Raw genomic sequence first — 22555 nt, forward strand, 5'->3', positions numbered from 1 at the left:
GTATTGGCCGCGCCATATATCAGATTTCTTCGCATAACACAGTTACGAAGATCATCGAGACACGGTGCCCCCTCGGTGTGACCTCCGCCACGCCGGAGGGCTACAGTACGCGGGTTGTCAGCAAGTGATCCCATCCCGTAGCCAGCGGGAACGGGAGTTCATCGCTGGTCCGCCGGGGTGGGTTGGCGCGCGCTTGCGAGTCCGCATCCAGGCGTCGGCCCGTGCGTCTCCACAGGTCGGCGCGAGTTGTTCGGTACAGGAGGACATAGATGTCCGGGACCTTGGCCGCCGACGGCGGCGCACTGTCCCTTACCGGAGCCAACGTGACGTACGTCGTCATCGCCGCGGTCATCGCGCTGGTGGCGCTCGTCTTCGCGGCCGCCCTCACCAGGGCGGTCCTGGCGGCCGGTAAGGGAACCACAAACATGCAGGAGATCTCCGGCGCGGTGCAGGAGGGCGCGTCGGCGTACCTGCTGCGGCAGTTCCGCACACTGGCGATCTTCGTGGTGATCGCCGTCGTGCTGCTCTTCCTGCTGCCGGTGCACGACACCGACGGCAACGAAACGCTGGTGAAGGTCGGCCGCTCGGCGTTCTTCGTGGTGGGTGCGCTGTTCAGCGCGTTCATCGGCGGCGCCGGCATGTGGCTGGCCACCCGCGCCAACCTGCGGGTGGCGGCGGCCGCGCGGGAGCGGGAAGGCGGGCGCGAGGGCGCCATGAAGATCGCCTTCCGCACCGGCGGCGTGGTCGGCTTCCTCACCGTCGGCCTCGGCCTGTTCGGTGCGGCGCTGGTCGTGCTGATCTTCCGGGGTGACGCCCCGACCGTGCTGGAGGGCTTCGGCTTCGGTGCCGCGCTGCTCGCCATGTTCATGCGGGTCGGCGGCGGCATCTTCACCAAGGCCGCCGATGTCGGCGCCGACCTGGTCGGCAAGGTCGAGCAGGGCATCCCCGAGGACGACCCGCGCAACGCCGCCACCATCGCCGACAACGTGGGCGACAACGTCGGCGACTGCGCCGGCATGGCCGCCGACCTGTTCGAGTCGTACGCGGTCACGCTCGTCGCGGCGCTGATCCTCGGCCGGGCCGCGTTCGGCGAGACCGGCCTGGTCTTCCCGCTGATCATCTCCACCATCGGCGTACTGGTCGCGATCGTCGGCGTGTTCATCACCCGGCTGCGTGCCAGCGACCGCAACGGCCTGACCGCCATCAACCGGGCCTTCTACCTGTCCGCGCTGATCGCCGCGGTGCTCGTCGCGATCGCCGCGTTCGCGTACCTGCCCGCGACGTTCGCCGAGCTGGAGGGCGGGCTGACCGACGTCGACCGCAACCCGCGGCTGGTGGCGATCGGCGCGGTCGTGATCGGTATCGTGCTGGCCGCCGCGATCCAGGCGCTGACCGGGTACTTCACCGAGACCAACCGGCGCCCGGTGCAGGACATCGGCAAGAGCTCGCAGACCGGCGCGGCCACCGTCATCCTCGCCGGCATCAGCGTCGGCCTGGAGTCGGCCGTCTACTCGGCGCTGCTGATCGGCGCCGGCGTCTTCGGCGCATTCCTGCTCGGCGGCAGCTCGATCACGCTGTCGCTGTTCGCGGTAGCGCTGGCCGGCACCGGCCTGCTCACCACCGTCGGCGTCATCGTCGCGATGGACACGTTCGGCCCGATCTCCGACAACGCGCAGGGCGTAGCCGAGATGTCCGGCGACATCGACGAGCACGGCGCGCGGACGCTCACCGAGCTGGACGCCGTCGGCAACACCACGAAGGCGATCACCAAGGGCATCGCGATCGCCACCGCGGTGCTGGCCGCGACCGCGCTGTTCGGCTCGTACACCGACACGCTGCGCTCGGCCTACGAGGACGCGGGCGTGGGCGACGTCGGCACCGAGATCCTCAACTCGCTCAACGTGTCCAACCCGCGCAACCTGGTCGGCCTGATCATCGGCGCGGCGGTGGTCTTCCTCTTCTCCGGCCTGGCCATCAACGCGGTCTCCCGCTCGGCCGGCGCCGTGGTGATGGAGGTACGCCGCCAGTTCCGCGAGCTGCCCGGCATCATGGACCGCACTCAGCGGCCCGAGTACGGCAAGGTCGTGGACATCTGCACCCGGGACGCGCAGCGCGAGCTGATGACCCCCGGCCTGCTGGCCATCCTGGCCCCGATCGCTGTCGGCTTCGGCCTCGGCCCGGGCGCGCTGGCCGCGTACCTGGCCGGCGCGATCGGCGCGGGCACGCTGATGGCGGTGTTCCTGGCCAACTCCGGTGGAGCCTGGGACAACGGCAAGAAGCTGGTGGAGGACGGCGCGTACGGCGGCAAGGGCTCGGACGCACACGCCGCCACCGTCATCGGCGACACCGTCGGCGACCCGTTCAAGGACACCGCCGGCCCGGCGATCAACCCGCTGATCAAGGTGATGAACCTGGTCTCGCTGCTGATCGCCCCGGCCGTGGTGGCCTGGAGCGTGGGCGACGACCAGAACAACCCGCTGCGCATCACGATCGCCGTGGTGGCCGCGCTGATCATCGCGGCCGCCGTGGTGTTCAGCAAGCGCAAGGGTGTGGCGATGACCGACGAGGACAGCGGCGCCGGCACGCCCGACCAGCGTCCGGAGACGGTGAACGCCTGATCGCACGCGACGGTTCCCGGCCGGCCCCGGCCGGCCGGGAACCCCGTACCCGGCAAACCTGACCGGTGGCGGTTCCGCCCGGAGGTCGTACGCTGCTTCGCATGCGTACGCGCCGGGCGGCAACCGCCGGAAAGCTCACGGTGGTCCTGGCCACGCTGGTCCTCGTGCTCACCGGGTGCGGTGGCGGTCCCAGCCCTCGGGTCTGGGCCGCGTCGGTGTGCCAGGCGCTCACCCCGTGGCGCGCGGAGATCTCCAAGCTGACCAGCAGCACGCAGCAGCAGATGACCGCGCAGACCACCCCTGCGCAGGCCAAGGAGAACCTGGTCCGGCTCTTCGCCGGCGCCGAGCAGGCCAGCGAGACGGCCCGGCGCAAGGTCGAGGAGGCGGGCGTACCCGAGGTCGAACGCGGCGCCGAGGTGTCCGCCGGATTCCTCGGGTCGCTGAGCAAGATGCGCGACGCGTACGGCCGGGCCCGGGGCGCCATCGACCGGCTCGACACCGCCCAGGCCGGGCCGTTCTACGACGGCGTGCGCGCCGCCGTGGACACGCTCAACAAGGAGTACGACGCGAGTGCGCTGGACACCAGCAAGCTCAACTCGACCGAGCTGAAAGAGGCCTTCGACGAGGTCCCGGAGTGTCGCTGACCCCTCCCACCCCGAACCCCGCCCGCCAGCCCTCACTGTTCTCCACCGAGGCGGCCGATCCGGCCCTGGCGGATCTCGCCGGCCTGCTCGCCGGGCCGGGTGAGGTGGGGCGGATGGGCGGCACGGCCCGGATCTCCGTGGTGGTCGACGCCGCCTGGCGGGTGCACGTGCTGGTGGCCGAGCTGGGTGCCCGGGGCGTGCCGGCGAGCTGGGAGCCGACCGAGGACGGGCGGCACCGGGTGCGCACCGCGTACACGAGCATGCTGGCGCCGCTCGCGCGGGCCTGGCTGCGCGGTGGTGTGAAACGGCCGCCGGCCCGCTTCCACCTGGACGGACGGCGGCTGCGGCTCTGGGCGGCCGCGGCCGGCACGGCCGAGCCGGCCGGGTTCCGGCTGCGGCTCGGACCGGCCGACGAGCCGTCCTGGCCGGTGGTCCGCGCCGCGCTGGCGGCGGTCGGCCTGCCGGCCGCGTTCGTGGAGCCGGACGACGGCGGACCCGCGTTCCGGATCGGCGGGCGGCGCATGTCACGGCTCGCCGAACTGGTGGGGGAACGGCCGGCCACGGCGCCGGCGGCCGAGTGGCCGGGCTCGCCCGGCTGACCGCCGGGTGTCCGAAGCCGGACACCCGGCGACGGCTGCGCCGGGTGTACGCGATCGTCACAGTGACCCGCCTGTCGCCCTACCCACGGTGTACCGTGACGCCGTCCGGCAGGGTGCGGCCGGCGGTCGCCGGGAGGGCGGCCCGTTTGCCGCCCACGAAACCCGGAACGCGGACGGCGCGTTACGTTGGACATCCGGACCGCCTCTGGTCCGGGTGGCGCAACACGGCCCGAAGCGGGCATGGCGTAGGAGTGAGGTCGGGGAGAGACGTGCCGAGCAACGCTGGAACCACCCGTCTGGTCATCGTCGAGTCACCGGCGAAGGCCAAGACGATCTCGGGCTACCTCGGCCCGGGGTACGTCGTGGAGGCCAGCTTCGGCCACGTCCGGGACCTGCCCCGCAACGCCGCCGACGTCCCGGCGAAGTACAAGGGCGAGCCGTGGGCGCGCCTCGGCGTCGACGTCGACAACGGCTTCCACGCCCTCTACGTGGTGTCGCCCGACCGTAAGCAGCAGATCAGCAAGCTGGTGAAGCTGGCCAAGGAGGTCGACGAGATCTTCCTGGCGACGGATGAGGACCGCGAGGGCGAGGCCATCGCCTGGCACCTGGTGGAGACGCTCAAGCCCAAGGTGCCGGTCAAGCGGATGGTCTTCCACGAGATCACCAAGCCGGCCATCCAGGCCGCCGTGGCGAACCCCCGGGAGATCGACCGCGACCTGGTCGACGCCCAGGAGGCGCGGCGCATCCTCGACCGCCTCTACGGCTACGAGGTCTCGCCGGTGCTGTGGAAGAAGGTCATGCCGAAGCTGTCGGCGGGCCGGGTGCAGTCCGTGGCGACGCGGATCGTGGTCGAGCGGGAGCGCCAGCGGATGGCGTTCCGCACCGCTGAATACTGGGACATCCTGGCCACGCTCGCGGTGGCGAAGCCGGGCGAGGGCCCGCGCACGTTCAACGCCACGCTGGTCGCGCTGAACGGTGACCGGATCGCCACCGGCAAGGACTTCGAGCCGACCACGGGTCGTGTCCGGGCCGGTGCGGGTGTCGTCCACCTCGACGAGGGCGGGGCCCGGGGGCTGGCCGCGCGCCTGGCCGACCGGCCGTTCACCGTCACCCGGGTCGAGGAGAAGCCCTACCGCCGCCGCCCGTACGCGCCGTTCATCACCTCCACGCTCCAGCAGGAGGCGGCCCGCAAGCTGCGGTTCTCGTCGCAGCAGACGATGCGCACCGCGCAGCGCCTGTACGAGAACGGCTACATCACCTACATGCGTACCGACTCGGTGAACCTGTCCGAGACGGCCATCGCGGCCGCCCGTCGGCAGATCGTCGAGCTGTACGGCGAGCGCAGCGTGCCGCCGGAGCCGCGCCGCTATACCGGCAAGGTGAAGAACGCGCAGGAGGCGCACGAGGCGATCCGCCCGGCCGGAGACAACTTCCGCACCCCCGGCGAGGTGGCCAAGGAGCTGTCCGCCGAGGAGTTCAAGCTCTACGAGCTGATCTGGCGGCGCACCATCGCCTCGCAGATGACCGACGCGGTCGGCTCCAGCGTGTCGGTGCGCATCCGCGCCGTCTCCTCCGCCCAGGAGGAGGCCGACTTCGGCGCGACCGGCAAGACCATCACCGACCCGGGCTTCCTGCGTGCGTACGTCGAGTCCAGCGACGACGAGAACGCCGAGGCCGAGGACGCCGAGCGGCGGCTGCCCACGCTGGTCAAGGACCAGCCGCTGACCGCCGACGAGCTGGCTGCGCAGGGCCACCACACCCAGCCGCCCGCCCGCTACACCGAGGCGTCGCTGGTCAAGGCCCTCGAAGAGCTGGGCATCGGCCGGCCCTCCACGTACGCGTCGATCATGCAGACGATCCAGGACCGCGGGTACGTGGTGAAGCGCGGTCAGGCCATGATCCCGTCGTTCCTGGCGTTCGCGGTGATCGGGTTGATGGAGCGGCACTACCCGCGCCTGATCGACTACGACTTCACCGCCAGCATGGAGAACGAGCTGGACGAGATCGCCGGTGGTGACCATGCCGCCGTCGACTTCCTCACCTCGTTCTACTTCGGCAGCACAAACGGCACCGGCGACCAGGCCATCGCGCACGCCGGTGGCCTGAAGAAGCTGGTCACCGAGAACCTCAGCGAGATCGACGCGCGCAGCGTCAACTCCATCCCGCTGTTCACCGACGACGAGGGCCGCGAGGTCGTCGTCCGGGTCGGCCGGTACGGGCCGTACCTGCAGCGGGCGCTGCCCGGCTCGGCCTCGGGCCCGGCCTCGGCCGCGGGTGAGGGTGAGGGCGAGGAGAGCGGCTCGCAGGGCGACCGGGCGCCGATCCCGGAGGGCCTGGCGCCGGACGAACTGACCCCGGAGAAGGTGCACGAGCTGTTCCTGGGCGGCGGCGGTGAGCGCAAGCTCGGCGACGACCCGTCAACCGGCGAGCCGATCCTGCTCAAGTCCGGCCGGTTCGGCCCGTACGTGGCCAGCGGCGAGCGCAAGTCGTCGCTGCTGCGCTCGCAGACGCCGGACAGCCTCACCCTGGAGCAGGCGTTGCAGCTGCTGCGCCTGCCCCGGCTGATCGGCGTGGCCCCGGACGGTGCCGAGGTCGTCGCCAACAACGGCCGCTACGGCCCGTACGTCAAGCGCGGTGACGAGTTCCGGTCGCTGGACTCGGAAGACAAGATGTTCACCGTCACGCTGGACGAGGCGCTGGCGTTGCTGGCCGCCCCGAAGACGCGTCAGCGCCGGGCCGCCGCGCCGCCGCTGCGGGAGATGGGCAACGACCCGCTCACCGAGAAGCCGCTGGTGATCAAGGACGGGCGCTTCGGGCCGTACGTCACGGACGGCGAGTTCAACGCGTCGCTGCGGCGCGGGCAGACGCCGGAGGAGCTGACGCTGGAGCAGGCGTCGGAGATGCTGGCCGAGAAGCGCGCGAAGGGTCCGGCGCCGAAGAAGAAGGCCGCGAAGAAGGCCGCCCCGGCGAAGAAGACGACGACGGCGGCGAAGAAGACGACGGCGGCCAAGAAGACGACGGCCGCCGCGAAGAAGACCCCCGCGAAGAAGGCGGCCCCCAAGAAGGCGACCTCAACCCCGAACGAGTAACCCTCCCGAGAGATCTTGGAAGGAAACGGCCCTCATAAGGGCCTTTTTCTTCCAAGATCTCGTGGTTGTCCACAGGGGCGACGAAGTAGCCGCGTCGAGGGCCACCGTGGGTGGGTGGGGAAATCGTGGGCGGGGATGCGGCGGGCGCTGCCGTCGTACGACGCGGACGAGTTGACCTGGCTGCTCTTCCGGCAGGAGGACGTGCTCAGCCTCCAGCAGGCGCGGGTGCATCTCACGCGTAGGGCGATCCGCCACCGGGTGGCGACCGGCAGGTGGCGACAGGCGCATCGCGCGGTTCTCGTCGCGCACAACGGCCCGGTTGGTCCCGCGCAACTCCGGTGGATCGCCGTGCTGGCGGCTGGGCCCACCGCACTGCTGGGCGGCCTGACTGCGGCTCAGGCGGGCGGGCTGCGAGGGTTCCCGGACCGAGTGGTCCACCTGCTCCTGCCCGCCGCGACACGTCGATCCCCGCTGCCGACCGGCGTGCTGGCGCACCGGACGACCCATCTGCCCGACTCCGATGTGGTGCCGGTCGCGGCGCCGCCCCGGACGGCGGCAGCCCGGTCGATCGTCGATGCGGCGCAGTGGGCGCCGACCGACATCCAGGCCCGCGCGATCGTCGCGGCTGCCTTTCAGTAACGGCTGGTCGGTGGCGACGACCTGCACGAGGTGCTGGAGCGGATGCCCCGGATCCGCCGTCGACGGCTGATCCTGTCCACCGCCACCGATGCGGCAGGCGGTGCGCACTCCCTGGGCGAACTCGACCTGCTCGGTCTCGTCCGCGGCGCCGGGCTGCCCGAGCCAACCCGGCAGGTGCTCCGCCGGGACTCCGCCGGCCGGCGGCGCTACCTCGACGCGTACTTCGAGCAGTGGCGCGTGCACGTCGAGGTGGACGGCGGGCAGCATCTCGATCCGGCGCACGCCTGGGCGGACATGCGGCGGCAGAACGACCTGTGGGTCGAGGGTGACCGTGTTCTCCGGTTCCCCGCCTGGGTTCTCCGCGCCCATCCCGAAGAGGTGATCGCCCAACTCCGCGCCGCCCTGCGGGCGGCCGGCTGGCCGGGGTGACGGCCAGATCTTCAGGCGCCCAGGACCTGGGCCAGGTACGGGTTCTGGAAGATGCGGGACGGGTCCAGGCGGGTGCGGACGGACTGGAAGTCCGCGAACCTCGGGTAGGCGGTGGCCAGCGACTCCGCGTCTCGCCAGTGCAGCTTGCCCCAGTGCGGCCGGCCGCCCAACTCCGCCGCCACCTCCTCGAACGCGCGGAAGTACGGCTCGTACGGCATGCCCACGTACTGGTGCACGGCGATGTACGCCGAGTCCCGCCCGTACGAGTGGGACAGCCAGATGTCGTCGGCGGCGGTGAACCGGACCTCGACCGGGAACAGCACCTTGAACGGCAACCGGTCCACGATCCGGCGCAACTCCGCCAGCGCGGTGGGCAGCGCCTCGCGTGGCAGGCCGTACTCCATCTCCACGAAGCGGACCCGGCGCGGCGTGCAGAACACCCGGTCGGAGCGGCCGGTGTAGGTGCGTTCGGTGAGCGCGCGTGCGGAGACGGCGCTGATCGTGGGTGCGAGGGCGGGCACGGCGCGGCCGAGGCGGCAGGCCCCGGCGAAGACGGTGTTGGAGAGGAACTCGTCGTCCAGCCAGCCGCGCCAGCCGGGCAGTGGCTGGTCGTCGGCGGGTACCCGGTCGTTGGTCTTGACCTGCACCCGGTCGGTGTACGGGAACCAGTAGAACTCGGCGTGGTCGTGCGCGTCGTAGAGGCCGGGCAGGTCGTCGAGCACCTCGGCGAGCGGGGCCGGGCGTTCGTGTGCGCGCAGCACGAAGGCGTCCACGCAGCGCAGCGTGACCTCGACCAGCACGCCGACCGCGCCGAGCCCGACCCGGGCGGCGTCGAACACGTCACGGTTCTCCTCGGCCGAGCAGCGCAGCACCTCGCCGGTGCCGGTGACCAGCGTCAGCCCGACCACGAAGGTGGACAGGCAGCCCAGTTTCGCCCCGGTGCCGTGGGTGCCGGTGGAGAGCGCACCGGCAATGGTCTGGGCGTCGATGTCGCCCAGGTTCGGCATGGCGAGGCCGTGCCCGGCGAGCAGTTCGTTGAGCGTGTGCAACGTCATCCCGGCCGGTACGGTGACCAGGCGGCGCGCCACATCGACTTCGACGTCCGTCTCCAGCGCGGCGAGGTCGATCCGGTGCCCGTCGGCGACGGCGGTGGCGGTGAAGGAGTGGCCGCTGCCGGTGGCCCGGATGGTCCGGCCCGCCGCCGCGGCCTGGCGCACCGCCTCGGCTACGTCGGAGACGCTGTGCGGGCGCACGGTGAGGAGCGCGGTGCTGTGCTGGTTGCCGGCCCAGTTGGACCAGGTGGCGGTGGTACCGGTCATCGCGGCCACTCCTCGACATGAATATGAACTGAATTCATATCAGGAACGTTGTGCCTGGTAAATACCGCAATCGAGCCCGGCTCGTTGTACCGGTAGTCACAGACTCGTGACGTGCAGATATGTTCATCCGTCGAAGGGGGGTGGCGCCGAGTGTCCACACCAGCCGCCACGACCGGGCCGCTGCGTCGGGTACCGGTGCAGGGTCGAAGTGTCGCGCGGGTCCAGCGGATGCTGGACGCCTGCGCCGAGCTCGTCGACGAGGTGGGGTACGAAGGGCTGACCACGACCCTGCTCGCCGAGCGTGCCGAGGTGGCGATCGGGTCGGTCTACCAGTTCTTCCCGGACAAACGGGCGATCGTGCAGGCGCTGACGCTGCGCACCATGGAGTCCTACCTCCAGCGGCTCGACGAGCGGTTCTCCTCGGACGACCTGACCCACTGGTGGGACGGCGTCGACGCGGCGATCGACGAGTACATCTCGATGCACCGCACCGTCCCCGGCTTCCGTACCCTGCACTTCGGCGACGTGGTCGACCTGCACCTGCTGGACGACCAGCGGGACAACAACGGGGTCATCGCGGAGCAGCTCGCCCGCGTCCTCACCGAGCGTTTCGGCCTGGCCGGGGTGCCCGACCTGCGGTTCCACCTGGAGGTCGCGGTGGAGGCCGCTGATGCCCTGATCAAGCTGGCCTTCCGCCGCCGCACCGACGGCGACGAGCGGGTGCTGGTCGAGGCGAAGGCGCTCATCCGGGAGTACCTGCATCGGCAGGTGAACGCCCCCACGGAGGCCGCCCACCAGGGCTGAGCGGCACGCCGAGCGGCGGGTTCCCGGGTGCGCCGGGGCCCGCCGTCGTCACGTGGTGGGGCAGAGCCGCGGGGCGGCTCAGAGGAAGGCGTGCCCCTCGCCCCGGTAGGTCGGCACGGTGGCGACCACCGCGTCCCCCTCGATCAGGTGCACCTCGTTGACGTGCTCGCACAGCTCGCCCGCCTTGGCGTGGCGGAACCACACCCGGTCGCCGACGCGCAGGTTGTCGGCGGCCTTCCCGGCCAGCGGGGTCTGCACCTCGCCGGCGCCCTCCGCGCCGAGCAGCTTCAACCCGTCCGGCAGCCAGGGCCGCGGCAGCCGGCTGTCCGCCGCCGGGCCGGAGGCGATCCAGCCGCCGCCGAGCACCGTGGCCAGCCCGGGCGCCGGGCGGCGGACCACCGCGCAGGCGAAGAACGCCGCCGGGGTCGGCTGCCAGGCACGGTACGCGTCGAACAGCGTCGGCCCGTACAGGCCGGAGCCCGCGGTGACCTCGGTGACCGCGGGGTCCGCGCTGGTGGCGGCCACGCTGCCGGTGCCGCCGCCGTTGACGAACTCCAGGTCGGCGTGCTCGCGTACCGCACCGACCGCGGCCGAGCGGCGCGCGAGCAGTTCCCGGTACGACCCGCGCTGCGCGACCCGGATCGCCGAGCCGAGCATCGCCTGTCCGGGTGGTGCGTCGCCGAGGCCGGCGATCTGTGCCTCGTACGACATCAGGCCGACCAGCCGGAAGCCCGGCCGGCCGGCGACGGCGGCGGCGAGCGCGCCGGCCGCCGTGGCGCTGTGCACCGGGGAGCGGCGCACGCCGACGTGCACCCGGCCGCCGAGTGGGCGCCAGGAGGCGTCCAGGTCGAGGCAGATCCGCAGCGCGGGGCGGCGCGCGGGCGGGCACACCGCGTCGATCAGGTCGAGCTGTGCGGTGTCGTCGATCATCAGCGTCACCGCGTCGGCGAGCGCGGGGTCGGCGGCCAGGTCGGTGAGGCCGCCCCGGTGGGCCGTCGGGTACGCCACGAGCACGTCGTCGCTGACCCCGGAGCGGACCAGCCACAGCGCCTCGGGCAGCGTGAAGGCCATCACGCCGTGCCACCCGGGCCGCTTGAGCGCCCGGGTCAGCAGCTCGCGGACGCGTACCGACTTGCTCGCCACGCGCAGCGGCTTGCCGCCGGACCGGCCGGCGAGCGCCTCGGCGTTGGCGTCGAACGCGGTGAGGTCGACCACCGCGTACGGCGGGTCGAGGTGAGCGGTCGCCCGGTCGAGACGATCGCGAGTTTTGTCACGGTCGATGGCCACGTCTGCACGCTAACTGTCTGGACGGCAATGCGAAATACCCTCGCGTCTGTCCGGGCTGCGGGCGGTGGTCCCGGCGGCCTAGGCTCGGCGAGCAGGTGAATGTCGCGGGGGACGACCCTTCCTGCGCGACTAGAGTGTTCCACCGGGGATGCCCAGACCTGGGCCGGCACGTGGAGGTACGGCCATCGAAAGCCAGAACAACGGCGAGTCGCCCGGCGTGTCGTCGCCCGGGACAGCCGCCGACCACTCCGGCGTCGCCGCGATCCGCTCGGTGCTGCGCATCCGGCCGTTCCGCAGGCTGTGGATCGTGCTCAGCGCGGCCTCCTTCGGCGACTGGCTCGGCCTGCTCGCCACCGCGCTGTTCGCCGCCTCCCAGGTCTCCGGCAGCACCGCCCAGGGCGCCGCGTTCGGTGGCGTGACCGCGATCCGGCTGCTCCCGGCGCTGGTGCTCGGCCCGGTGGCCGGTGTGTTCGCCGACCGGTTCGACCGCCGGTGGACGATGGTCATCTGCGACCTGCTGCGCTTCGTGCTGTTCGCCTCGATCCCGCTGTACGCGCTCACCGGCGCCGCGGGCGGGCTGGTGGTCGGCTGGGCGCTGATCGCCACCTTCCTGATCGAGTCGATCACGTTGATGTGGATCCCGGCCAAGGAGGCGGCGGTCCCCAACCTCATCCCGCGTACCCGGCTGGAGGCGGCGAACCAGCTCACGCTGATCACCACGTACGGCCTCACGCCGGTCGCGGCGGCCATCGCCCTTGCCGTGCTGGACCGCGGCGTCCGCGGCGCGGTCGGCGGCGACCTGCCCGACTGGGCCGAACCCGCACAGCTCGCGCTCTGGTTCAACGCCTTCTCCCGGCTGGCCACCGCGCTCGTGGTGGCGTTCGGGATCAAGGAGATCAGCCACGCCCAGCGCGGCGAGGCCGAGCGCTCCGAGCAGAGCATGTTCCGGCAGTTCTCCGAGGGCTGGAAGTACATCGGCAAGACCCCGCTCGTCCGCGGCCTGGTGCTGGGCATCTTCGGTGCGTTCGCCGGCGGCGGCATCGTGGTCGGCACCGCCAAGTTCTTCGCCAACTCGCTCGGCGCCGGTGACGCCGCGTTCTCGCTGCTCTTCGGCGCGATCTTCGTCGGCCTGGCGCTCGGCATCGGCCTCGGGCCGATGATCGTGCGGGACATGTCCCGCCGCCGCTGGTTCGGCATGAGCATCGTGCTCGCCAGCGCCTCGGTGCTGGTGCTCGCGTTCGCCATCCACCTGTCGATGGCCATCCTCGGCGCGATCCTGGTCGGTGCGGGCGCCGGCATGGCGTTCCTGGCCGGCACCACGCTGCTCGGCGGCGAGGTGGCCGACGAGGTGCGCGGCCGGGTCTTCGCGGTGGTGCAGATCGGCACCCGGCTGGTGCTGATCCTGGCCATCGCGCTGAGCAGCCTCCTGGTCGGCGTCGGTGGCTCCCGCCAGCTCACCATCGCCGACCTGGGCATCTCCATCTCCTCCACCCGCCTGCTGCTGCTCGCCGCCGGCGCGGCCGGCATCATCGCCGGAATCAGCGCGTTCGGCCAGATGGACGACAAGAAGGGCGTACCGGTCCTCGCCGACCTCTGGGGCTCGATCCGGGGCCGCCCGCTGATGCCGGCCGAGCCGTTCGTCTCCAGCGGCCTGTTCGTGGTCTTCGAGGGCGGCGAGGGCGCCGGCAAGTCCACCCAGCTCGCTCAGCTCGCCGACCGGCTGCGCGCGCAGGGCCGCGACGTGGTGGTCACCCGCGAGCCGGGCGCCACGCCGGTCGGCGAGCGGATCCGCTCCCTGGTGCTCGGCACCACCCCCGGCGAGGCGCCGTCGCCGCGCGCCGAGGCGCTGCTCTACGCCGCCGACCGGGCGCACCACGTGGCCACCGTCGTCCGCCCGGCGCTCGTACGTGGTGCTGTGGTGATCAGCGACCGGTACGTCGACTCGTCGCTCGCCTACCAGGGCGCCGGCCGGACGCTTCCGGTGGACGAGGTCTCCTGGCTCTCGTCCTGGGCCACCGGCGGCCTCAAGCCCGACCTGGTGGTGCTGCTCGACGTCGAGCCGCGTACCGGCCTGAGCCGGGTCGAGGACCGCGCCGAGGGCACCGACCGGCTGGAGGCCGAGTCGCTGACGTTCCACGAGCGGGTCCGGTACGCCTTCCTCGACCTCGCCGCCGGCGACCCGAAGCGCTACCTGGTGCTCGACGCGTCCCGCCCGATCGACGAGACCGCCGACGCGGTCGCCCGCCGGGTGGGCGAGCTGCTCGCCGATCCGGCCGGCATCGTGCACCCCCGTCCGGCGCAGGGCCCGGACACCTCGGTCCAGCCCGAGTTATCCGACGCGGAGCTGGTGACGATGGAGCAACCCCGACGATGACCGACGTCTTCGGCGATCTGGTCGGGCAGAACGAGGCGGTGGCCATGCTGCGGCGGGCCGCCGCCTCGGCCGCCGCCCTGCTGCGTGCGCCGGTGACGTCCCCCGCGGGCGGGTACGACGACCTCGACGCGCTCGCCGAGGAGCACGACGGCGAGCCCGGCTCGGCCGCGCCGGCCGACCCGGGCGGCGGCATGACCCACGCCTGGATCTTCACCGGGCCGCCCGGATCGGGCCGCTCGGTGGCCGCCCGCGCCTTCGCCGCCGCGCTGGAGTGCGTGCACGGCACCGGCTGCGGCACCTGCCCCGGCTGCCACACCACGCTCGCCGGCACCCACGCGGACGTCCGTCTCGTGGTTCCCGAGGGCCTCTCCATCGGCGTCAACGAGATGCGCGCGCTGGTGCTGCGGGCGGCCAGCGCGCCGTCCGGCGGCCGGTGGCAGATCGTGATCATCGAGGACGCCGACCGGCTCACCGAGGCCGCCGGCAACGCGCTGCTCAAGGCGATCGAGGAGCCGCCGCCGCGTACCGTCTTCCTGCTCTGCGCCCCGTCCACCCACCCGGACGACATCTCCGTGACCATCCGGTCGCGCTGCCGCGTCGTACCGCTGCGGCAGCCGCCGCCCGCAGCGGTGGCCGAGGTGCTGGTCCGCCGCGACGGGGTTGCGCCGGACGTGGCCGAGTGGGCCGCCGCGGCGGCGCAGGGGCACGTGGGCCGGGCCCGGCGGCTGGCCCGCGACCCGGAGGCCCGGCAGCGGCGCGACGCGGTGCTGGCCGTACCGCGTCGGCTGACCGGCGTGGGCGCGGCGTTCGACGCGGCCTCGGCGCTGATCGAGGCCGCCGAGGCGGAGGCCGCCGCCTCGGTCGCGGAGATCGACGAGGCGGAGCGTACGGCGTTGCAGACCGCGCTCGGCGCGGGCGGCACCGGCCGGGGCGCGGCCGGCGCGATGCGCGGCGCGGCCGGTCAGCTCAAGGACCTGGAGAAGCGGCAGAAGTCGCGGGCCACCCGCGCCCAGCGGGACGCGCTCGACCGGGCCCTTGTCGACCTGGCCGGGTTCTACCGGGACGCGCTCGTCATGGCGCTGCGGGCGCCGGTCGCCCCGGTGCACACCGACACCGCGTCGCTCGCCGGTGCGGGCGCGCAGAAGTGGGACGCCGAGGGCTCGCTGCGCCGCCTGGAGGCGGTGCTGGAGTGCCGCGCGGCGATCGAGGCCAACGTCAAGCCGCGGATCGCGGTGGAGGCGATGATGCTGGCCCTCTGGCGCGGCTGAGCCGGCCCCTTCCGCACTGTCCACAGGGCATCGACACGCGCGATTGGCGTGCGGTACGGTCCGGTGATGCCGCGGTGACCGAGGCGGCACGCTCAGTGAAGGCCGGACCGGCCGGGAGGAGTCCGCCGATGCCGCGGGGCGAGATCGACGAGGCCTGGATCGAGGAGGCGGTGCGGCGCTACCGCCGGATCGAGAACCTGCAGGCCGAGTTCGACCAGGCGGTCGCGACGGTCGAGGTCACCGTCCGCTCACCCGACGGGCTCGTCGAGGTGGTGGTGACCGCCGGCGGGCGCATCACCGACGTGCGCTTCCTCGGCCCGCTGCACCACCGCAGCCCGCGCGACGTCGCCGGTTCGGTGCAGGCCGCGGTGACCGCCGCCGCCGACGCGGCGCAGTGGGCGCGGGAGAAGCTGCACAACGAGACGTTCGCGGCCTACCGGCCGCTGGCGGGGGCCTGACATGGAGACGCTGCGTGCCCTGGCCGCCCGTCTCGACGAGGCCGGCGCTACCCTCGCCACCCTCGCCCGCACGGTGCCCGCCACCGACCCGCCGCATCCCGCATTCGGCGCGCACGCCACCGGCCGCCCCGGCGAGGTGGGCCGCGCACTGCACCGCCAGTGGACGCTTGCCACAGCCGACCGGGCGCGCGAGGCGCAGGCCGCCGCCGTCCGGCTCGCCGCCGCCGCGGCGGCGCTGCGCAGCGCCGCCGACCGCTACGCCGCCGCCGACGACGCGGTCGCCCGGCGGCTGGCCCGGGAGGCCTGATGGACGCGCTCGACCGCCTCGCCGAGCCGGGGCTCGACCTGCTCGCCCGCGTCGACACGCTGCTGGCCGCCGGCGCGCCCGAGGGGCACCGGCTCTGGCCGCTGCTGCGCCGCATGCAGGTGCTCCCCGGCGCGGCCGTGCGCGAGTTCCTCGACCTGCATCCCGCGCCGCTGACCGGCGCCGGCCACGCCGTGCGCCGGCTCGTCCGGGGGTACGACGACACCTGCGCCCTGCTGGCCGACCAGGTCGCCTGGTCCGGTGCCGCCGCGTCGGCGTACGACGAGGCACGTGCCGCCCTGCTGCGGCACCTGGACGAAGGCCCGGACAGCCTGGTCGGGCGGCTGGAGTCGACGGCGGGCTACGCCGACGCGCTGGCCGGCTGGGTGGAGGGCAGCCGGGCCGCGCTGGCCCGGGCGCTGGCCGAGGTGCTCGGCTCGGCCGAGGCGGTCGCGGTGCACGCGGCGACGAGGCCCGGCGCCGAGGCCGGACGGGCCGGGGCGTCCGCCGCGGCCGAGATCGCGACGAGGATCCTGGGTGTGCTCGGGGTGGCCTATGACGGTGCCGAGACGCTGCTACGCCAGTGGGGGCCGAGCCTGGCCGAGACACAGTGGCGGGACCGCGCCATTACCGGCCCGCGCTACGGCGGCACCACCCGGATCGGCTACTGACGGTCCACGGCGCCGCGCGCCGATCCGGCCGTGGCCGGGTGACGGCGGCGACGCCGTGGCCTTCCCCTGCACCCCCCGCAGGTATGCCTTCACTCAACGCGCCCGGGCGGTGTTTGTCAGGAGCCCCACGCAGATTCAGCCGTCCGGGCGAGGCGATGGGGCCGGTTCGGCCGGGTCGACGACAATGATCGCTGCGGTGGGTGACCGGGCGGCGACAGGTGCGCCGTGCGGCGGTCGTCGATCCGCGTAGGGTGTGGCGTATGGGCATGCTCTGCGCGGTCAGCTTCAACCGGTACGGGCGCCTCTACTACCTCGACCCGGGCGAGCTGCGCCCGCAGGTGGGCGACCGGGTGCTGGTGCCCACCGACGAGGGGCCCGAGGTGGCCGAGTGCGTGTGGGCCGCGCAGTGGGTCAGCGAGGACACCGACAGCTTCCCGAAACTGGTCGGGATCGCCGGCGACGACGACCTGCGCCGCGACGAGACGCTGCGCCGACGCAAGGCCGAGGCGAAGGTCGCCGCCAAGCGGCTGATCCGCGAACACGGCCTGCCGATGAAGGTGGTTGCCGTCGACCACGTCCTGGCCACGCCGGAGAACGGCAGTGACCGCACCACCATCTACTTCACCGCGCCGCACCGCGTCGACTTCCGCTCGCTGGTCCGCGACCTGGGCGCCACGCTGCACTGCCGGGTCGAGCTGCGGCAGCTCTCCGCCCGCGACTCCGCCCGGGTGCAGGGCGGCATCGGCTCCTGCGGGCGCGACCTGTGCTGCGCCACGTTCCTGACCGACTTCGAGCCGGTGACCATCCGGATGGCGAAGGACCAGGACCTGCCGCTCAACCCGCTGCGCATCTCGGGGGCGTGCGGGCGGCTGATGTGCTGCCTCAAGTACGAACACCCGCTGTATCAGAAATTCCAGGAGTCGGCCCCGGCGGTCGGCAACCGGGTGTCCACACCGCAGGGCGAGGGCAAGGTGGTCGGCCACAGTGTCCCGCGCGACGCGGTGACGGTCCGGCTGGACGCGGACGGCTCCCGCTCGATGTGCTCCCGCGCGTCGGTCTGCGGCCCCAGGCAGGCCCACGACCAGCACTACCCCCAGCCCTGACCCGCTGCCTCTCCTCCCGCCCCGGTCTTTCTCCGTCGATCATGAAGTTAGCGGTCGAAATGGTGAGGCGGTTTCTAGGCTTCAGTGCAACTGATCTTGGTTGGGCTGGAGGGGCTGGTGGCGAGGCCGGGTGTGATGACGTTCGGGCATCGGCAGGTGTTGGAGCATCTGTGGGGGTCGGGTCGGACGATCTCGCAGATCGCGGAGGTTCTCGGGGTGCCGGTGTGCACGGTGTCGCGGGAGGTGGCGCGGAACAACAGTGCGCGGCACGGGACGAAGAACCCGCTCGGGCGGTCACTGCCGTCCGGGCGGGCTCGGCGTCCGTATCGGTGGGGGTATCAGGCGCAGTGGGCGCAGCGGCGTTCTGACGGGGCCCGGCGGCGGCCGGTGGTCTCGAAGTTGGCGGCGGGCACGCGGCTGCGGCAGGTGGTGGCGGGGAAACTGGCGCGTAGGTGGTCTCCGAAGCAGATCGCCGCGTGGTTGCGGGCCACGTTCGCCGACCGGCCGGAGTTGCAGGTGTCCCACGAGACGATCTACCAGGCGATCTATGTGCAGTCGCGGGGCAGCCTGCGGGCGGAGTTGACCCGGCAGGTGGCGCTGCGCTCGGGTCGCACCCAGCGGCGCCCGCAGTCGCGGGCCGCGGGTGCCGCCCGTAGTCGGCGGCCCTGGATCGGGGACCTGCGGATCAGTAACCGGCCGGCTGAGGCTGCCGACCGGGCGGTGCCCGGGCACTGGGAAGGTGACCTGGTCATCGGCAAGGCCGGAGCCTCGGCGATCGTGACCCTGGTGGAACGGACCACCCGCTATGTGATGCTCGGCGCGCTGCCTCACGGCCGCGACAGCGAAGCCGTCATCGGTGTCCTCACCGCCCTGGCAGCCCGCATGCCGGCACACCTGCGCCGGTCGCTGACCTGGGACCAAGGCACGGAAATGGCCACCCACCCGGTGTTCACCGTCGCCACCGGCTGCCCGGTCTACTTCTGCGACCCCCACAGCCCCTGGCAACGCGGCACCAACGAGAACACCAACGGGCTCCTACGCCAGTACTTCCCCAAAAGCAGCTACGACTTCCGCGCCATCGACCAGCGCGGCCTGGACCACGTCGCCCACGAACTCAACACCCGGCCCCGCGAAACGCTGGGCTGGAACACCCCAGCCCAACGCCTCGCACAACTCATCACCACCTGACGATTGCACTCACCCCTTGACCCCGCCTGATCGACTTCGCCGCCAACTTCATGATCGACGGAGTGAGGTCCGGTGTGTGCCGGGTGGGGTCAGCGGATGACGATGGGGGGTTCGGCGAGGCGGGGGGTCAGCGGGGTCTTCGGGGTCAGCCAGGAGGCGGTGGGGGACTGGTCGGGGTTCAGCTGCCAGTCGTGGGACACCTTGTCGACGGCGATCGGATAGATCGTCAGCGTGCCGTCCCTGTCGATCCGGAACCGCAGGAACGCCTTCGAGTCCTCGATGCCCTGCGCCGCGAACAACTCGTTCAGGTTCACCCCGAACGCGCCCGCCACCAGCAGGTAGAGCGCGACGAGCTGGCTGGCCACCAACCCGCTCACCGGCCCGTAGAGCACCACCGCGGCGACCGCCGGCATCGGCCACGGCCAGTCGTAGAACGGCAGCTGCAACCAGACCCACGTGCCCCCGGCGGCGAGGGCGATCTGGGCCAGCCCGTGCGTCACCCCGAGGATCCAGTGCCGGGCGTGCCGTTTCCCGCCCGCCGTCGGTGGCTTGGCGAAGAACACCGCACCCATCATCGCCACCACCAGCATGATCGCCAGCGGTACGCTGAACAGCCGCTGCTCGGTGGTGCCCACCCGCTGCACCGCCACCCCGGCCATCGCCAGCATCAGCAGCGTGTGCAGGGTGCCGAGCAGCGTGGTGAAGCCCGGGTTGCGGAACGGCAGCCGGGCGAAGATCCCCCAGCCGTACCGGCGGGAACGGGCCTTGTCCGGGTAGCGCGCGGCCAGGTCGTACTCCTGGGTGTTGCTGGCCCGGCGGGTCAGCGTGTCACGCGGCGGCACTTCAAGCTTCTCGGGCAGCCGGTGCGTGGGGTAGAGGTAGGCGCCGCCACCGCCGCACGTGATGAGCTGCCGGTCCGTCCCGGCATAGCGGGCGTAGTGGTGCAGGTCGCCGGAGATCAGCACCCGCACCTGCGCCCCGGTCGGTGCGACGAGGGTACGGATGAAGTAGTCGATCGAGTCGTACGCGTTGGGGTGGTCGACGGCCTTGACCCACGTCGGCGCCGGCACCGCCAGGATCACCTTGGACTCCGGGGTGAGCTTGCGGGCCACCTCGTCGAAGTAGGTGAGCTGCGGGTCGTCCAGGTACGAGCCGGACTGGTCGTCGAGGCCGAGCAGCCACCAGCCGGCCGGCAGCTCGACAGCGAAGTACGAGCGGGACTGGCCGGTGCCCCAGCCCCCGAAGTGCCGGTCCCGGGTACGTACGAACAGGCGCAGGAACGCGGTCAGCCCGTCGTACCAGTCGTGGTTGCCCGGCACCGCGAACAGGGTCGGCTGCCCCGGCGGGGCGACAGGCAGCGCCGACTGGTACGGGCCCTTGCAGCGGTCCTCGTACGCCTCGTAGCCCGCCGCCGGGTAGACCTGATCGCCGCCCATCACCAGCGTCTGCGCGCGGGGGAGGCGATGCCCGTCCACCGTCAGTTCCGGCTGGGCGAGCAGGTACGCCACCGAGTACGTGGCGTCGAAGCCGTCACCCAGGTCGGCCACGTAGTCCAGCCAGAGCCCGCCGTCCGGCCCGACCTGCCGGAACGTGCCGTCGCCGAACGCGTTCTGCAACTCGCGCTTGTCCAGGTACGCCCCGAACAACATGGCCAGCAACGTCCGCAGGCCGGTGCTGATCAGCAGCAGCGGCGCGAGCCAGGGCACCGGCCGGCGCGGGGTGAAGCCCAGCTCCCGGGGGTCGATGCTGCGGGGGCGGCGGGTGGCCCGCTCGCCGGGATGCGCCTCGGGAGCCGGTGGTCGCGGCGGTTCGTCGGTCACCCGCCGCAGGGTAGTCCGGACCGGGCGCGAAGTCTCTCCCGTGGCGGGGCGGATGTGGCCCGGTGTCCGGGTTCGGCGACGGGGGGATCCGGTTCGGCTTCCGGCGGGGCGTGCCGTACACTTGACGATCGTTGCCGCCTTAGCTCAGTCGGCTAGAGCGACGCACTCGTAATGCGTAGGTCGACGGTTCGATTCCGTCAGGCGGCTCGGTACAGAAGCCCAGGTCATCGGCCTGGGCTTCGCCGTTTCCGAGGGCCGATCATCCCTCCGCCGACGGGGTGCCGGTCCGCGAACGCGGCCGGCCGACCAGGCCGGCGGCAGCCGCCCAGGCCAGCAGTACGCCCATGGTCAGGCCGGGCGGCAGGTACCAGAACGTGAGGAAGCCGGCCGGTGGCGTCAACGGCAGTGCCGCGACGAGCGCCCACGCGACGCGGCGTGGCAGCACACCGCGACGCAGCCCTTGCAGGCCACACCAGACGGTGCCCACCAGCGCCGTCAGCAGGGCCAGGAGGTCGAAAATCCACCCGTACCCGGGGCTGTTGTATTCCAGGCCGATCGCGATGGCCGCGGCGAGGAGCCCGTAACGCGTGAGGCGCCGGGGCGTCGCGGTGGCGTGGCCGGTCACCGTCCAGACGAGCGGCAGCGCCAGCAGCACCGACACGAAGAAGGGCCCACGCCAGATCCACGCGGGCTCCCCACCGTCGAACAACGGCAGGTTCTCGGCCATCCATCGCGCCGGAGCGGGGAGAGAGCTGACGGCTCGGCCGCCGCCGACCTCCCACTGCGTGGCCATCGCGGCGCCGAGCACCGCGGCGACCAGCGGCGCGAGAATCGCAAGGGCGCGCCGCCAGCGGGCGACCGCCCACTTAGCCTCGACACCGGGCGTGCCGGTGCGATCGGGTACGTGCCGCGGATGCTCCTGTCGCATCGGATGATCGTCCCCGCGCTGCTCGGAAATCCCATCAGGAGAACAGTCGGGATCACCAGTAGCGTTTCGGCTGTAGACGCGGTTACGAGGCCGCCCGTGCTCTTCTGCCCGGAGCGGGCAGTTCGGCGGCGACCGTGCCCAGCAGCGCCAGGGCCTGCGCCGAACGACTGCCGGGCTCGGCCTGGTAGACGACCATCTGCTGGCCGGTCGCGCCCGCGACGGTGAGGGAGTCGTACGTGAGGGTCAGCTCGCCGACGTCGTGATGGTGGAACAGCTTCGCCTCGTGCGTCTTTCCCCGTACGTCGTGGCGGGCCCACAGCCGGCGGAACTCCGGACTCTTCAGCGATAGTTCCCCGACCAGTTCGGTGAGCCGCGCGTCGTCGAGCATGTCGGCTGCGGCGGCCCGCAGCGCGCCCAGGCTGGACCGCGCGACCCGGTCCCAGTGGGGATAGAAGGAGCGGGCCGCCGGGTCGAGGAAGACGAACCGGACGAGGTTGGGCTCGTCGGCCTCGAACAGCTTGGCGAACAGGGCGCGTCCGAGCCGGTTGGCAGCAAGCACGTCCATCCTGCGGTCGATGATCAGCGCGGGTGTGTGCAACCAGCCGTCCATCAGGCGCAGCAGGCTCGGCCGGACGGTCTCCCGCGTACCCCGGCGGACAGGCTTGCGGCCGATCCTGGCCAGCAGGTGCAGATGCGCCGTCTCCTCGGCGTCGAGTCCGAGGGTGCGGGCCAGGGCGTTCAGCATCTGTTCCGACGGATGCTGTTCCCGCCCCTGCTCCAGGCGCGCGTAGTAGTCGGTGCTGACCCCGGACAGCTGGGCGACCTCCTCGCGCCGCAGACCCGGCGTGCGGCGCCGGCCCGAGGAGACGATGCCGGCCTCCGCCGGACTGGTCGTCTCACGCCGGGCACGCAGGAACTCGCCGAGCGGATTGCTGCCGTCCACCACCCCAACATAACCGCGGCCGACCGGCCGCCAGGAGCCTCAGCCGGGGTGTGACGCACCCTGGTTGCAG

The 22555-nt window shown here is 72.5% G+C and carries 19 protein-coding genes and 1 tRNA gene; 15 read left to right on the forward strand and 5 right to left on the reverse strand.

Annotated features, from left to right (window positions below; genetic code table 11):
* Positions 1-269 precede the first annotated feature (269 nt).
* The 6 genes from O7611_RS00190 to O7611_RS00215 all read left to right on the forward strand — a co-directional run bounded on the left by O7611_RS00190 (position 270) and on the right by O7611_RS00215 (position 8018).
* Positions 270-2618 (forward strand): sodium-translocating pyrophosphatase, encoded by a 2349-nt coding sequence (locus O7611_RS00190; RefSeq protein WP_194798940.1) that lies wholly within the window; start codon positions 270-272, stop codon positions 2616-2618.
* A gap of 101 nt (positions 2619-2719) precedes the next feature.
* Positions 2720-3262, forward strand: a complete 543-nt coding sequence (locus O7611_RS00195) for a hypothetical protein (protein WP_194798939.1) — start codon at positions 2720-2722, stop codon at positions 3260-3262.
* Positions 3253-3861, forward strand: coding sequence for a hypothetical protein (locus tag O7611_RS00200; protein ID WP_194798938.1), 609 nt, complete (start codon positions 3253-3255; stop codon positions 3859-3861). Before O7611_RS00195 ends, O7611_RS00200 begins: the two co-directional genes overlap by 10 nt.
* Positions 3862-4130: 269 nt before the next feature.
* The gene (topA, locus tag O7611_RS00205; protein WP_269695953.1) at positions 4131-6950 is read left to right on the forward strand and encodes a type I DNA topoisomerase; all 2820 of its coding nucleotides are present in this window, start codon (positions 4131-4133) and stop codon (positions 6948-6950) included.
* A gap of 114 nt (positions 6951-7064) precedes the next feature.
* Positions 7065-7589: a hypothetical protein gene (locus O7611_RS00210; RefSeq protein WP_269695954.1), complete on the forward strand. Its 525-nt coding sequence runs from the start codon at positions 7065-7067 to the stop codon at positions 7587-7589.
* Between the two features lie 42 nt (positions 7590-7631).
* Complete coding sequence (locus O7611_RS00215; RefSeq protein ID WP_269695955.1) at positions 7632-8018, forward strand: DUF559 domain-containing protein; 387 nt, start codon at positions 7632-7634, stop codon at positions 8016-8018.
* A gap of 11 nt (positions 8019-8029) precedes the next feature.
* On the opposite strand, the gene O7611_RS00220 is transcribed toward O7611_RS00215, so the two are convergent.
* Positions 8030-9346: a D-arabinono-1,4-lactone oxidase gene (locus tag O7611_RS00220; protein ID WP_269695956.1), complete on the reverse strand. Its 1317-nt coding sequence runs from the start codon at positions 9344-9346 to the stop codon at positions 8030-8032.
* A 219-nt stretch (positions 9347-9565) separates the two neighbouring features.
* Here O7611_RS00220 and O7611_RS00225 point away from each other — a divergent pair, with 219 nt between their 5' ends.
* Positions 9566-10141 (forward strand): TetR family transcriptional regulator, encoded by a 576-nt coding sequence (locus tag O7611_RS00225; RefSeq protein ID WP_047893935.1) that lies wholly within the window; start codon positions 9566-9568, stop codon positions 10139-10141.
* A 78-nt stretch (positions 10142-10219) separates the two neighbouring features.
* Here O7611_RS00225 and O7611_RS00230 read toward each other — a convergent pair whose 3' ends face one another.
* Complete coding sequence (locus O7611_RS00230) at positions 10220-11428, reverse strand: amino acid deaminase/aldolase (RefSeq protein ID WP_194798934.1); 1209 nt, start codon at positions 11426-11428, stop codon at positions 10220-10222.
* A gap of 217 nt (positions 11429-11645) precedes the next feature.
* On the opposite strand from O7611_RS00230, the gene tmk reads away from it, so the two are divergent.
* The 7 genes from tmk to O7611_RS00265 all read left to right on the forward strand — a co-directional run bounded on the left by tmk (position 11646) and on the right by O7611_RS00265 (position 18794).
* Positions 11646-13802, forward strand: coding sequence for a dTMP kinase (gene tmk, locus O7611_RS00235; RefSeq protein ID WP_269695957.1), 2157 nt, complete (start codon positions 11646-11648; stop codon positions 13800-13802).
* Positions 13799-15070 (forward strand): DNA polymerase III subunit delta', encoded by a 1272-nt coding sequence (locus tag O7611_RS00240; protein ID WP_194798933.1) that lies wholly within the window; start codon positions 13799-13801, stop codon positions 15068-15070. The genes tmk and O7611_RS00240 overlap by 4 nt, the downstream gene beginning before the upstream one ends.
* A gap of 128 nt (positions 15071-15198) precedes the next feature.
* A complete protein-coding gene (locus tag O7611_RS00245; protein ID WP_013473591.1) occupies positions 15199-15528 on the forward strand; it encodes a YbaB/EbfC family nucleoid-associated protein in 330 nt (109 codons plus the stop codon).
* Position 15529: 1 nt separating this feature from the next.
* Complete coding sequence (locus O7611_RS00250; protein ID WP_194798932.1) at positions 15530-15835, forward strand: hypothetical protein; 306 nt, start codon at positions 15530-15532, stop codon at positions 15833-15835.
* Positions 15835-16503: a hypothetical protein gene (locus tag O7611_RS00255; RefSeq protein WP_194798931.1), complete on the forward strand. Its 669-nt coding sequence runs from the start codon at positions 15835-15837 to the stop codon at positions 16501-16503. Before O7611_RS00250 ends, O7611_RS00255 begins: the two co-directional genes overlap by 1 nt.
* 260 nt (positions 16504-16763) lie before the next feature.
* Positions 16764-17606, forward strand: coding sequence for a PSP1 domain-containing protein (locus O7611_RS00260; protein WP_269695958.1), 843 nt, complete (start codon positions 16764-16766; stop codon positions 17604-17606).
* An 84-nt stretch (positions 17607-17690) separates the two neighbouring features.
* On the forward strand, positions 17691-18794 hold the full coding sequence (locus tag O7611_RS00265) for an IS30 family transposase (protein ID WP_194803567.1): 1104 nt from the start codon (positions 17691-17693) through the stop codon (positions 18792-18794).
* Positions 18795-18883: 89 nt separating this feature from the next.
* Here O7611_RS00265 and O7611_RS00270 read toward each other — a convergent pair whose 3' ends face one another.
* Positions 18884-20614: a metallophosphoesterase family protein gene (locus O7611_RS00270; protein ID WP_269695959.1), complete on the reverse strand. Its 1731-nt coding sequence runs from the start codon at positions 20612-20614 to the stop codon at positions 18884-18886.
* Positions 20615-20747: 133 nt separating this feature from the next.
* Here O7611_RS00270 and O7611_RS00275 point away from each other — a divergent pair.
* Positions 20748-20821: transfer RNA gene (locus O7611_RS00275), tRNA-Thr, on the forward strand.
* 52 nt (positions 20822-20873) lie between these two features.
* Here the strand turns inward: O7611_RS00275 and O7611_RS00280 are convergent.
* Positions 20874-21542: a hypothetical protein gene (locus tag O7611_RS00280; RefSeq protein ID WP_194798928.1), complete on the reverse strand. Its 669-nt coding sequence runs from the start codon at positions 21540-21542 to the stop codon at positions 20874-20876.
* Positions 21543-21624: 82 nt separating this feature from the next.
* Positions 21625-22485: a helix-turn-helix transcriptional regulator gene (locus O7611_RS00285; RefSeq protein ID WP_194798927.1), complete on the reverse strand. Its 861-nt coding sequence runs from the start codon at positions 22483-22485 to the stop codon at positions 21625-21627.
* Positions 22486-22555 lie beyond the last annotated feature (70 nt).

This window comes from Micromonospora sp. WMMC273 (assembly GCF_027460285.1).
In the GTDB taxonomy this organism is placed as follows: Bacteria; Actinomycetota; Actinomycetes; order Mycobacteriales; family Micromonosporaceae; genus Micromonospora; species Micromonospora aurantiaca.

Excerpts from the sequence above, each read along its gene's own strand:
- O7611_RS00195 (WP_194798939.1), top strand. The coding sequence starts at position 2,720 with ATGCGTACGCGCCGGGCGGCAACCGCCGGAAAGCTCACGGTGGTCCTG.
- O7611_RS00250 (WP_194798932.1), top strand. The coding sequence starts at position 15,530 with ATGGAGACGCTGCGTGCCCTGGCCGCCCGTCTCGACGAGGCCGGCGCT.
- O7611_RS00245 (WP_013473591.1), top strand. The coding sequence starts at position 15,199 with ATGCCGCGGGGCGAGATCGACGAGGCCTGGATCGAGGAGGCGGTGCGG.
- O7611_RS00255 (WP_194798931.1), top strand. The coding sequence starts at position 15,835 with ATGGACGCGCTCGACCGCCTCGCCGAGCCGGGGCTCGACCTGCTCGCC.
- O7611_RS00225 (WP_047893935.1), top strand. The coding sequence starts at position 9,566 with ATGCTGGACGCCTGCGCCGAGCTCGTCGACGAGGTGGGGTACGAAGGG.
- O7611_RS00260 (WP_269695958.1), top strand. The coding sequence starts at position 16,764 with ATGGGCATGCTCTGCGCGGTCAGCTTCAACCGGTACGGGCGCCTCTAC.
- O7611_RS00280 (WP_194798928.1), bottom strand. The coding sequence starts at position 21,542 with ATGCGACAGGAGCATCCGCGGCACGTACCCGATCGCACCGGCACGCCC.
- O7611_RS00240 (WP_194798933.1), top strand. The coding sequence starts at position 13,799 with ATGACCGACGTCTTCGGCGATCTGGTCGGGCAGAACGAGGCGGTGGCC.
- O7611_RS00215 (WP_269695955.1), top strand. The coding sequence starts at position 7,632 with ATGCCCCGGATCCGCCGTCGACGGCTGATCCTGTCCACCGCCACCGAT.
- O7611_RS00190 (WP_194798940.1), top strand. The coding sequence starts at position 270 with ATGTCCGGGACCTTGGCCGCCGACGGCGGCGCACTGTCCCTTACCGGA.